9 protein-coding genes are annotated in these 12,171 nt (G+C 70.6%); 4 read left to right on the top strand and 5 right to left on the bottom strand.

Translation table 11 applies throughout. The annotated features are described in order from the left end of the window. Genes AXK60_RS26005 through AXK60_RS22460 form a run of 3 tightly spaced genes read right to left on the bottom strand, consistent with a single transcriptional unit; the run spans position 1 to position 2,048 of the window. A complete protein-coding gene (locus AXK60_RS26005) occupies positions 1-174 on the bottom strand; it encodes an antitoxin (protein WP_082778196.1) in 174 nt (57 codons plus the stop codon). Between the two features lie 10 nt (positions 175-184). Further along, positions 185-1,312 (bottom strand): MBL fold metallo-hydrolase, encoded by a 1,128-nt coding sequence (locus AXK60_RS22465; protein ID WP_068574673.1) that lies wholly within the window; start codon positions 1,310-1,312, stop codon positions 185-187. Position 1,313: 1 nt separating this feature from the next. Further along, on the bottom strand, positions 1,314-2,048 hold the full coding sequence (locus tag AXK60_RS22460; RefSeq protein ID WP_068574671.1) for an enoyl-CoA hydratase: 735 nt from the start codon (positions 2,046-2,048) through the stop codon (positions 1,314-1,316). A 23-nt stretch (positions 2,049-2,071) separates the two neighbouring features. On the opposite strand from AXK60_RS22460, the gene AXK60_RS22455 reads away from it, so the two are divergent. Next, positions 2,072-3,190 (top strand): NAD(P)-binding domain-containing protein, encoded by a 1,119-nt coding sequence (locus AXK60_RS22455; RefSeq protein ID WP_068574670.1) that lies wholly within the window; start codon positions 2,072-2,074, stop codon positions 3,188-3,190. 631 nt (positions 3,191-3,821) lie between these two features. On the opposite strand, the gene AXK60_RS22450 is transcribed toward AXK60_RS22455, so the two are convergent. Continuing rightward, positions 3,822-4,631: an aldo/keto reductase gene (locus tag AXK60_RS22450; RefSeq protein WP_139058139.1), complete on the bottom strand. Its 810-nt coding sequence runs from the start codon at positions 4,629-4,631 to the stop codon at positions 3,822-3,824. A gap of 65 nt (positions 4,632-4,696) precedes the next feature. On the opposite strand from AXK60_RS22450, the gene AXK60_RS22445 reads away from it, so the two are divergent. Then, positions 4,697-6,208 (top strand): carboxyl transferase domain-containing protein, encoded by a 1,512-nt coding sequence (locus tag AXK60_RS22445; protein WP_068574665.1) that lies wholly within the window; start codon positions 4,697-4,699, stop codon positions 6,206-6,208. A 3-nt stretch (positions 6,209-6,211) separates the two neighbouring features. On the opposite strand, the gene AXK60_RS22440 is transcribed toward AXK60_RS22445, so the two are convergent. After that, positions 6,212-6,508 (bottom strand): LuxR C-terminal-related transcriptional regulator, encoded by a 297-nt coding sequence (locus AXK60_RS22440; protein ID WP_244881155.1) that lies wholly within the window; start codon positions 6,506-6,508, stop codon positions 6,212-6,214. A 162-nt stretch (positions 6,509-6,670) separates the two neighbouring features. Between AXK60_RS22440 and AXK60_RS22435 the strand changes: the two genes are divergently transcribed. After that, the gene (locus AXK60_RS22435) at positions 6,671-10,468 is read left to right on the top strand and encodes an nSTAND1 domain-containing NTPase (RefSeq protein WP_068574661.1); all 3,798 of its coding nucleotides are present in this window, start codon (positions 6,671-6,673) and stop codon (positions 10,466-10,468) included. Between the two features lie 370 nt (positions 10,469-10,838). After that, positions 10,839-12,122 carry a hypothetical protein gene (locus AXK60_RS26640; RefSeq protein WP_139058082.1) on the top strand — a complete coding sequence of 428 codons (1,284 nt, stop codon included), beginning with the start codon at positions 10,839-10,841 and terminating at the stop codon, positions 12,120-12,122. Positions 12,123-12,171 lie beyond the last annotated feature (49 nt).

Below are 12,171 nucleotides of genomic sequence, written 5' to 3'. Positions count from 1 at the left end.
TTACTTCTGCTCGTCGCCGCCGACGAACTTCTTCGCGGCGTCCTGCGCCTTATCGACCTGCGAGGCGAACTTGCCGTCGGTCTTGCCGTCGACCAGGTCGCCCGCCTTGTCGATCAGTCCCGGGTTCTTCCCGAGAGCGTCCTTGGCCTTGTTCGCGAGATCCTTGAAATCCATGCCGCTCAGGCTAGCGGACCCGCTCCCACCAGTCGCGAGTACCGGGCGCGATCGCGGGATCGACGGTGCCCGACGGCCCCTGGGACGGCGCACCGTCGACCCTGCCGCCCGGCATGGGGATCACGGTGGTGACCCCCGCCTCCTCCGCGGCGGCGAGCAGCCGCTCGACGGGCTCGGACCAGTCGTGGAAGGCGAGGTTGAACGTGGCCCAGTGCACAGGAACGAGCGGAGCACCCGGCTTGGCGATCAGCTGGTGGATCGCGACGGCCTCCTCGGGATTCGTGTGCACGTCGGGCCACAGCGGGTCGTACGCCCCGATCGGCAACAGCGTCAGGTCGAACGGGCCGAAATGGTCGCCGACCAGCTTGAACCGCTCGGTGAAGCCGGTGTCGCCGCCGAAGAAGACGGCGTGGTCCGGGCCGACCAACGACCACGACGCCCACTGCGTGGAGTTGCGGGTGAGGCCGCGGCCCGAGAAGTGCCGGGCCTCGGTGCAGACCACCTTGAGGCTGCGCCCGCCGCGGGTCAGGGTGTGCGCCTGGTCCCAGTCGAGCTCGACGATCCGGTCCTCGGGGACGCCCCACGCGCGCAGGTGCCCGCCCACGCCGATCGGCACGCAGAAGGGCACGTCCCGGTCGCGGGTGAGCTCGTCGATCGTGGGCAGGTCGAGATGGTCGTAGTGGTCGTGGCTGATGATCACCGCGTCGATCTCCGGCAGGGAGCTCAGCGCCACGGGCACCGGGTGCAGTCGCGCCGGCCCGATCGTGGGCGACGGCGAGACCCGCTCGCCCCACACCGGATCGGCCAGGATGCGGAAGCCGTCGACCTCGATCAGCACGGACGAGTGCCCGTACCAGGTGACGGCCAGGTCGGAGGCCTGTTCCGGGCTCGGGTCGGCGGCCAGCGGGATGGAGCCCGACGGTGCGCCCAGCCCGTGCCGCGCACGCCCCACGACCCCGCGCGCGATCTTCGCCGCATCGAACCGCTGGTGCGGGCTGTCGGGGTCGGTGTTGGTGTAGACGGTGTCGACCTGCGCGCCCATCGACCGCTTGAGGCCGCTCGCGGCGCGCAGGCCCGCGGCACCCGCGATCCCGGCGGCCGCGCCGGCGGCGAAGGTGACGACATTGCCCAGCCGCATGTCAGCGACCCGTAAAGCGCGGCTCGCGCTTCTCGATCCGGGCCATGATGGCCTCCTTGAGGTCCTCCGAGTCCCACACGGCGTGCAGCCGCGCCTCCTCCGCCTCGGTGAGCGGCTCCAGCGCGACGTCCGTCTTGAACAGGGCCTTGTAGTTCTGCAGCGACAGCGGGGCGAGCTTCGCGATGCCGCGGGCGAACTCGAGCGCCGCCTCGCGGTCGCCGATGGCGTTGGCGAAGCCCAGCTCGGCGAGCTTCTCGGCGCCGATCTTCTGTGCGGCCATCAGCACGCCGCGGGCGTGACCGCCGCCGACGAGGTCCTCCAGCCGGCGCAGCGTCCACTTGTCGATCGTGACGCCCAGCTTGGCGGCGGGGATCGCGATGGTGGCGCTCGGATCGAGCACGCGCAGGTCGGCGAGCATCGCCATCTGCACGCCCGCTCCCACGGCCGGGCCGTTGACCGCGGCGACCAGGATCTGCTTCATCGCCTCGACCCGGCGGTAGAACCGGATCACCCGCTCCATGAAGCCCTTGTCCAGCACCGCGCCCGACCGCAGATCCGCCCCCGCGGAGAACACCGTTCCCTGCCCGGTGAGCACGATGACGAACACCCCGTCGGCCTCGGCGCGGTCGAACGCCGCCTCCAGGCCGTCCATGATCTCCGGGTTCAGGGCGTTCCGCGCTTCGGGGCGCTGGAACTCGATGACGGCGACCTTCTCCTCCAGCGTGTAACCAATCATGGCCCGCAATCTACCCTGGGGAGATGACACGCGTCGTGGTGGTCGGTGCTGGCCAGGCCGGACTTTCGGCCGCGTACTACCTTCCCAGGTTCGGCATCGACGACGCGGTGATCCTCGACCACAACTCGGGTCCCGGCGGCGCATGGCGACAGCGCTGGCCGTCGCTGACACTGCGTGCGGCCAATCGGGTGCACGACCTGCCGGGCTGGGGATTGCAGGACGCACTGGGGACGCACTGCGACGACGTCCCCGCCTCCACCGGTGTCGCGGAGTACTTCGGCGAGTACGAGGAGCGCTTCGACATCGACGTCCACCGCCCGGCGCACGTGGCGTCGGTCTCACGGACGGATTCCGGGTACCTCGTCGCCGGACACGGGATCGCCGGCCCCTTCGAGTACCGCACCGAGGCCGTCATCAACTGCACCGGCACCTGGGACAGTCCGTTCTGGCCGACGGTGCGCGGGGCATCGTCGTTCCGCGGGGTCCAGTTGCACGCGCACGACTACCGCACCGCCGAGCCCTTCGCCGGGAAGACGGTGGCCGTGGTCGGCGCCGGCATCACCTCGGTGCAGTTGCTGCTGGAGATCTCCGCGGTCGCCGACACCATGTGGTTCACCCGCCGCGAGGTCCAGTGGGACGCCACGCCCTTCGACCCGGACAAGGGCCGCCGCGCCGTGGCCCGCGTCGAGGAGCGGGTGCGGGCCGGCCTGCCGCCCGGCTCCGTGGTCTCGGTGACGGGGCTGCCGCTCACGCCCGCGCTGCGCGCCGGCATCGATTCGGGGGTGCTGGTCCGGCAGCCCATGTTCCGCGAGCTCACGCCCGACGGTCCGCTGCTCGCCGACGGTTCCGTCGCCGCGGCCGACGTGATCCTGTGGTGTACCGGCTTCCGCTACTCGATGGACCACCTGGCGCCGCTCGGACTGCGGTCGCCCGGCGGCGGCATCGTCATGACGGGGCGGCTGGCCACCGAGGTCGCCGGCGAGCCGCGGCTGCACCTTCTCGGCTACGGGCCGTCGGCGTCGACGATCGGGGCGAATCGTGCGGGCCGCGAGGCCGCTCGCGCCGTCGCGGAGGCGATCGGTGCGTCTGGGCCGGGTTCGGGCTCAGGTTCGGGCCGGGTGGGTGCGACCCAGCTTGCTTAGAACTCGGACCGCTCGCCTTGCGGCTCGGGTCCTCCTATGCGCTCGTCGGCGTCGCACCCACCCATCCCTCGTTCGTCCGTGGTCGCGTCCGGCACCCCCTCGTCTCACCGGGGCTGCGGGACCGGGCGCTTCGTCCGCGGGCAGCTCTCGCGTGCGCTTGCGCCTGTGAGACCAGGCGCATCGCGTGTGGGCGGCTCTCCGATTGTGTCCGAATCGGACATCGCGGCGGGTGCGGTCTCGGCGGTGTGAGGGCCGGCGGATCGGGGTCGTCCCCCACGCCGCGCCGATCCGCGGCTCCGGCGTTTCCACCCCCATCGGAAGCCGGTCGTGTCGTAGGGGGTCGACCGTCCCCCGCGCGACGCCGAATCCCCCACCAGACGCCGGGCCTCCCCCACGGGAAGCCGAATCCCCGTGGCGTGCGAACCGGGATCGACCGTCCCCCGCGCGACACCGGTCTCCCACGAGAACCGAGTCCCTCACGCCGGCAACCGAAGCCGATGCCGGTCCGATCCGGTCACGATCCGAGAGACCACCCACAGAGAACACCGTCCACCCCGAGGACGTGCCGCGCTCCGTCCCGGAGCACCGTCGAACCCCGGAACCGCAGGAGCGGCCCCGGGGCGAGCGGGGATCAGCGGAGGTTGAACTCCGCCGGGTCGGGGCCGATGCGGGAGCCGGTGATCGCGCTGATCCGCGCGACCTCGTCGTCCGACAGCGCGAACCCGAAGACGTCGAAGTTCTCGGCGATGCGCGAGGGCGTCACGGACTTGGGGATCACGACGTTGCCGAGCTGCAGGTGCCAGCGCAGGATCGCCTGCGCCGGAGTCACGCCGTGCGCCTCAGCGACCGCGGTCACCGTCGGATCCGCGAGCGACTCGCCCTGACCCAGCGGCGACCAGGCCTCGGTGGCGATGCCGTGCTCGGCGTGGAAGGCGCGCAGCTCGTCCTGCGGCAGGCCCGGGTGCAGCTCGATCTGGTTCACCGCCGGGGTCTCGCCGGTCTCGTCGATGACGCGGCGCAGCGCCTCGACGGTGAAGTTGCTGACGCCGATCGCCTTCGCTCGCCCGGAGTCGCGGATCTGTTGGAAGGCCTTGAAGGTGTCGACGTAGCGGTCGTACTCGAGGACGGGCCAGTGGATGAGGTAGAGGTCCACGTAGTCGGTACCGAGCCGGCCGAGGGAGGCGTCGAAGGCGCGCAGCGTCTCGTCGAATCCCTGGTCCGAGTTCCACAGCTTGGTGGTGAGGAAGACCTCGTCGCGCGCGAGCCCGCTCTCCGCGATCGCCCGGCCGGTGCCGGCCTCGTTCTCGTAGACGCGAGCCGTGTCGATCGACCGGTATCCGACCCGGAGGGCCTCCGCGACCGCGTCGCGGGCACCGTCGTCCGACACCTGCCAGACGCCGAAGCCCAGCTGGGGGATGGAGGTTCCGTTGTTGAGCAACACATCAGGCACAGTCATGCCTGTGCCAACACGGCGGACACCGACACTGTTCCCAGTAACCTGAATCCATGGCGATCACCGCGCAGGACCTCATCGATGCGATCCTCGACCGCGGCACCTTCACCAGCTGGGACCGCCCGCTGCTCGACGTCCGCCCGGACCCGCAGTACGCCGCCGACCTGCAGCGCGCCCGGGAGACCTCGCACCACGACGAGGCCGTCATCACCGGCGAGGGCCGCATCCGGGGCCAGCGGGTGGCGCTCATCGCGTGCGACTTCGCCTTCCTCGGCGGATCCATCGGCGTCGCGGCCGCGGAGCGGATCGTCTCCGCCGTCGAGCGCGCGACCGCCCTGCGCCTGCCCCTCCTCGCGACCCCGACCTCCGGCGGCACCCGCATGCAGGAGGGCACCGTCGCCTTCCTGCAGATGGTGAAGATCTCGGCCGCGATCACGCTGCACAAGCAGTCCGGCCTGCCCTACCTGGTCTACCTGCGCGACCCCACGATGGGCGGCGTCTTCGCCTCCTGGGGCTCGCTGGGGCACGTCACCATCGCCGAGCCCGGCGCGCGGATCGGTTTCCTCGGCCCGCGGGTCTACGAGGCGCTGCACGGCGAGCCCTATCCCGACGGCGTCCAGACCGCGGAGCATCTCTTCGAACGCGGGCTGATCGACGGGGTCGTACCGCTGCGGTTCGTCCGGCTCCTCGCGCACCGCACGCTGCGGGTGCTCGCGGGCGCGCAGGACGCCGACCCGTTGGCCCCGCATCTGGGCGTGCGCGAGGAGCTCGCGGCCGGCGACGACGGGACGTCCGCCTGGGACTCGGTGCGGATCAGCCGCGAGGTCGGGCGGCCCGGGGTGCGTTCCTTCCTGCGGCACTCCGCCACGGACCGACTGCCACTGTCCGGCACCGGCGAGGGCGAGACCGACCATTCGCTGCTGTTGTCGCTGGCGCGGGTGCAGGGCTATCCGTGCGTGGTGGTCGGGCAGGACACGACGCGCGCCGAGGGCCAGGCCCCGCCGCTCCTCGGCCCGGCCGCCCTGCGCGCCGCGCGGCGCGGCATGCGGTTGGCCGCGGAGTTGAACCTCCCCCTCGTGCTGGTCATCGACACCTGGGGCGCGGCCCTGTCCCCCGAGGCCGAGGAGGGCGGCCTCGCGGGGGAGGTGGCGCGCAGCCTGTCCGATCTGGTCACTCTCAGGGTCCCGACGGTGTCCGTCCTGCTCGGCCAGGGGACGGGCGGCGGGGCGCTGGCGATGCTGCCCGCCGACCGGGTGCTGTGCGCGCAGCACGCGTGGCTCGCGCCGCTGCCGCCGGAGGGCGCGAGCGCGGTGATGTTCCGGGACGTCGAGCACGCTCCCGAGATGGCGGAGAAGCAACGGATCCGCGGCGCGGATCTGCTCGCCGACGGCATCGTCGACCGGGTGATCCCCGAGCGCCCGAACGCGGCCGATGAACCCACGGAGTTCTCCCGCCGTGTCGGACTTGCAGTCAGTGAATCGCTCGCGGAGCTCTCACTCATCCCGGATTCGATCCGGATCAGCCGGCGACTGGACCGCTACCGGTTCCTGGGCCGGCGGGACTGACGGTCACCAGTCCCGCAGGCTGGTGTGGCCGTCCTCGAGCAGACGGGCGAACAGAGCCGTCTTCGACCGCGCAGGGCGGCCCGCGCCGGCGTACTTCACGCGCACCCTGGCGATGTGGGTGGCGACGGTCGCCGCGCTGATGAACAGCTCAGAGGCGGCGCCGTCCTTCGAGTCGCTCCCGAACCAGGCGAGCAGCACCTCCACTTCGCGTGCCGACAGTTGCGGCGTTCCGCCCGGCGCCTCACCGCCGGCGGTCTCCACCATTTCCGACGTACGGCCGAAGTCCTCGACAACAGTCATGTTCGCCCCTTTTTCTCGTGTTCCCCGCGCACTCGCTACGCGTGCGCCCGTCGACGGGTAATCTCCCATTCCGCGCCGGGAATCACCTCGTCATCGGGCTTGTTCGCACGAACTCCGTACGACGACCTGGCCTGATGAACGCTGTACGGGGGGGTGGGCGCTATGACATCGCACGACGGCGGGCCGCCGCGCCCGGACCCGGGGGGCGTGCACTCGCGGGCGGAACTGGGCGCGGCGCTGCGCGATCTGCGCGACTCCGCTGGTCTGACGGTGCGCGAACTGGCGGAACAGGCCGACGTGTACCTCGGCACCCTGTCCGGCTGGTTGTCCGGGGCGCACGCTCCGACCGCCGCAAGCCGCGACGTGTTCGAGCGCACGCTCGCCGCATGCGGAGTCCCGGAATCCGAGTTCGACGCGTGGTGGGGGAGCGTTACCCGGGCACGCGTTCGTTCGCGCAGCAAAACTACGACGCAACCCGGAAAGTCGCCTTACCGCGGATTCTCCGCATTCGAGATCGGCGATTCCGCGGACTTCTTCGGCCGCGACGACGACGCCGAAATCCTCTTCCGGAGAATCACTGCAATCGCAGCGGAAAGGAATCCCCGATCTCCGATCATGGTGGTCGGCGGTAGCGGAATCGGGAAGTCCTCGGTCGTCCGGGCGGGGCTCGCCGGGCGGTTCGCCGCCGACGCCGACGCCGGCTGGGACCAGGTGGTCATCTCCCCCGGCACCGCGCCGATGGAGGCCATCGACGAAGCCCTCGCCGCGCTGGCGGACCGCTCCGCGCTCCGACCCGTACTCGTGATCGACCAGTTCGAGGAGATCTGGACCCAGGGCGAACACTCCGACCCCGGCGAGGTGCTCCGCCGAGTGCTGAATCTCGCCGCGGGGGACGGTCCCGCCGCTGAGCAGGCGCCGCCCGTCGTCGTGCTGGCCCTGCGGTCGGACTTCCTCGACCGGCTGGTCGCCGAGCCCGGCTACGCTGCGGCAGCGGCGGCCGGCACCGTCATCGTCGGCCCCCTGGACCGGGACGGCCTGCGCGATGCGATCACCGGTCCCGCCCGACGGGCGCAGCTCGCCGTGGAGCCCGGGCTGGTGGAGCTCCTGCTCGACGACGCCGACGCGACCGGGGACTCGTCCGGTGTGCTGCCGCTACTCTCGCACTCATTGCGGACCACGTGGGAGAGGTCCGGTCGCGAGGGCATGACCGTCGCGCACTACCTGGAGACGGGGCGCCTCGCGGGCGCCGTCGAGAAGAGCGCGGAGACGGTGTACTCGGGGCTCGACGACACCGGCCGGGCGGCGATGCACGACCTGCTGCTCAGCCTGATCAACGTCGACGAGCACCGAGCGACCCGCCGCATCGTCGCGACTGCGGAACTGCGTCTGGATCCGAACGCGGAAAGGGTGCTGGACCGGTTGGTCGACGCACGGCTGGCGACCGTCGGTGACGACGGTGTGCAACTCGCGCACGAGGCCCTCGTGCACGCGTGGCCGCGGCTCAGGGAATGGGTCGAGGAAAACCTCGAGCGACTACGTCTCGAACACCGGATCCGCGTGTCCGCCGAGCACTGGGCCATGGCCGGCGAGCCGGAGACACTGCTGCTGTCGTCGGGCATGCTCGACCTCATCGAGGCGCTCTCGGCCGAGCGTCCACTCCGGTGGGGCGAGACGGAGCGGCGGATGATCCGCCGCAGCGTCGAGCGGCGGGATCAGCGCTTCGAGGACGACCGCAAGCAGGTGCGCAAGCTGCGCGCCGTCGCGCTCGCGGCGGGGGCGTTCGCACTGGTCGCGGTACTCGCCGCGGTCCTGGCATGGGTGGGCCTGGCGAACACCGCACACGCGCGCGACGCCGCGGCCCACGCCCATGCCGAGTCGGCGAGCCGCCAGCTGGCGCTGGAATCGCGGCGCCTTCGTCCGCGTGACTCCGCGCTCGCCGCCCAGCTCGCGGTCGCCGCGTATCGGATCTCGGAGACCGTGGAGGCCCGATCGAACCTCCTGGACACATTGTCCGACCCGCTGGCCTCGCGACGCCTGATCGGCGACTCCTTCGAGGTCGCGGCGTCACCGTCGGGCGCGGTCGTCGCGGTCCGCACGCCGAACCGTGTCGATCTGTACCGGGCCGGCGGCGCCGGCCTCGGCGACGTGATCGGCCGGGTGGCCATCACCCCCGGCGCACTGCCCGGTTCCGGGCTCGTCTTCACCTCCGACGGGGCGGTGCTGCTCATCGGGACGGGCCTGGGGATGACCGAGGTCGACGTCCGCGTCCCCGCGGCGCCGCGGGTGAGCGGCACCACCGCGACCGCGCAGCCCGTGGTGCGGCTGTCCCCGTCCGGCGACGGCCGGACCGTGCTCGCGTCACTGGAGGACGCCCCGCCCGTCCTGCTGCGCCGGTCCGGCGACGGGTGGCGGCCCACCGCCTTCCCGGGCACCGGCTTCGCCGAGTCGCAGGCGGGGGTCGCCCTGAGCGCCGATGCGCGCATCGCGGCCGTGTCCGCGCCCGGCAAGGGCATCGAGCTGTGGGACGTGTCAGGAGCGGTGCCGGTGCAGCGCGGCACGCACCCTCTCGACGGTGCGTCGAACCAGGCGATCCGGATGGCCTTCCGCGGACGCGACCTGGCCGCCGGACTGCGTAGTCGTGAGGCGCTCGTGCTCGACACGACCGACCCCGCAGCGCTGGCGCTGCGCCGCACCGTCGGAGGGTTCACCAGCTACGTCAACGACGTCGAGTTCTCCGCCGACGGTACCCGACTCGTCGCCGGGAGTTCGGACGGGCAGGTGCGGGTCGTGACCGTCGCCGGCGACGAGCCCGACCTCGTGTTCACCGGACCCGAGCCGGTCGGCCTCGCCACGGTGGCCGGCGACACCGTGATCGCCGCTGCCGACGGCGGCGTCCTGCGGACGTGGCCGCTGCGCACCGCGGCGGTCACCCTCGGCTCACGCTCGGTGTTCCAGATCCCCACCGTGGGTGAGCAGATCCTGGTCGCGAACGGCGGCCCCGAGTCCGCGGTCGGGCAATGGCACACCGCGCCCGGCCCGGCACTCGTGCGGTCCGGACCGGACATCCCGGCACCGTCGGGCGACCTGTTCTCCGGTGCGCTGGCCGTCACCGCAGACGGGACGACCGGCGCGCTCGGCACGGCGAACGGCTCGGTATACGTCGCCGACCTGCGCGATCGTTCCCGGCCGCGACTCTCCCCCACCGGCGCGCCGGCACTGGGATCGATCGTGGAGACCGTGGCCGTCACACCCGACGGCCGCACCGCGCTCATCGCGGGCCTGTCGACGCCGCGGGTCGTCTTCGTCGACATCGCCGACCGCGCGACTCCGCGCATCCTGGGGTCGATCGAGGTGTCGGGCGGCGTACCGTCGGTCGGATTCCTGAGCGACGACCGGGCGGTGCTCGGTTCGGCGCGTGGCGACCTCGTGCTGGTCGACATCACCGACCGTTCCGCGCCGCGGGCGGTGCGCACCACCCGGGTCTTCAACGCATCGGTGGCCGCGCTGGCGGTGGCACCGGACGGGCGTTCGCTGCTGCTCGCGGAGTCCGGGGGCGGTCACCTCGCGCAGGTCTCGGGCATTTCCGCCGACCGCGACCCGCTGATCGTCCGATTCAGTGGACCCAGCGGATCGATCACGGGCGCGTCGTACTCCCCCGACGGTACGCGGCTCGTCGTCGCCTCGAGCAGCGGTGAGGTCCGGCTGTACCGCAGCGCGGAGGGCCGGGTACCCGAGCGTGAGGCGTCGCTCACCGTGGAGGGGGCGATCCTGTTCGACGCGCGGTTCACTGGCGACGGGACGATGGTGGTCGCGTCCGGCAACAGCGGGCGGCTGCGCGCGTGGGACCTGGATCCGGCGCGCGTGATCGACGCGGTGTGCTCGTCGAAGTCCGCGCCGATCAGCACCGAGGAGTGGGACCGGCTCGCGCCCGGCGAGCCCTACCGGGATCCCTGCGCCTGACTGCATGGCCGCGTCTTCACAGGCTCGATCCGCTCCTTCCGGTATCGCGTCTCGGGCCAGCGAACCCTACCGCGGCGTGCGCTCGACGGACGGCTTCGGAAAGGTCGACCACCATGTCCCGCGCAATCTTTGCCACCCGCCCACCCTGCAGTCCACTGGGTATGACCAGCCAGAACCGACCCGACCGAGTCCAGGACTCAAGCACCTCACGGTCACCATCTCGCAACATCAACGCAGCAGCAGTCCCGTACGTGCAACCCGCGCACGTCCTAAAAACGGATGAATCGTCGCGCATTCGAACCTCGCAAGGAGGCAACCACAATACGATCCCGGAATGCGACTACCTGGCAAGTTTCATACCGCGTTCCTCGTGCTCACTGTCACCGCTTTGGCAGCCTGCGGAACGACCTCGGGTCAGCCTACTTCCGCGGAAACGACGCGGACCGATCCCCCGACGACCGCGGAGGCGACCAGCAGCAGCGCCGCCCCGGCCGCACCTGTGCAGGTTCCGATTCCCGACGATTTCACGATCGCCGAGGGCGCATCCGGCTATCTCACCCGCAGTGGCTTCGCCGCCGGCACCATATACGGCGGATGCAGGCCCGAGGTATCGTTCACCAATCCCGCCTACCGGCCAAGTTCGTGGAAGCCACAGGTATTCGACACCAAGCGGGGCAGCTTCTGGTCGCCGCCGACAAGCCAGCCGATACCGACCGGGGAGCAGTTGATCGACCAGGGCTGTATCCTCGCTGGCGCCGCCGACACAGCGACGCTCGTCGTGGCCGCATCAACCAAGGTACCCGCGAGCGGATTAAGCGGCGAAGTCCGACGGGTCCACCTCTTCGCCTACCCTGTGGGGAACTCCGATCCCGCAGCCCACGTCCAGTTCGACGTTATACCTAAGAACGATTCAGTACAGCTATACGGCACTGCCTCAGGGGTCATTACCCAGCCCACTTACGGAGACTCCGTCATACGCGCAGTGACCGACCTCAAGCCCCTTTGGCCGATTGCCGGAAACGTTAGATGCACTACGTCGGATGCCGTTTTCACCGATTCCGGAATCCGAGACGCTCACTCCGGCACCGTTCTCTTCGTGCCGACCATCCACGTCCTCGGCGGCTGCTCGGGTACCACAGAGAGTCCCACAGGGCAATTGATGTTCTTCACCAGCCGGGAACCGAAGGTCGGAAACCCAACAGCCGCAGCGTTCGACGTACTCGCGAAGCGAGAGTTCAACCTGGGAGTATTCGGGATCGGATCGGACGATAACATCACAGGAATACCCATCATCGATGGCAAGGTCAAGTTTGGCGGCCGAGACGACGGCGTGTCCATCTACGATTTGCGCAGCCAGAAGCCGTCGTTCACCATCTCCCAACAGGAAGTCAACTCAGCGCGCATTAAGGGTGTCGCGTTCTTCGGCGATTACCTGTACATCGTAAACGACAGCGACAAGGGTACTACCTACTCTGTCACAACCATGTCCGACAGGAAGCAGGTTGCGACGTCGTGGTCGTCACGACCGGTCCTGCAAGTGTCTGGCTGGACGATGATCGGCGACGCCGCATCCTGCGGCAGATCAGGACAACCGGAGTGCACCAGAACCATGGTCAGGAACGTGAATGGCGCCTTTCCCGGGCCGTGGTACTGAACCTGCAAATCTCGGCAGCCGATCGGGGATGACTGATCCGCGAGTTCAT

It is taken from the genome of Tsukamurella pseudospumae (assembly GCF_001575195.1).
Classification (GTDB): domain Bacteria; phylum Actinomycetota; class Actinomycetes; order Mycobacteriales; family Mycobacteriaceae; genus Tsukamurella; species Tsukamurella pseudospumae.
The sequence above is the reverse complement of the archived record's forward strand: the minus strand, read 5'-3'. Positions and strand labels throughout refer to the sequence as shown.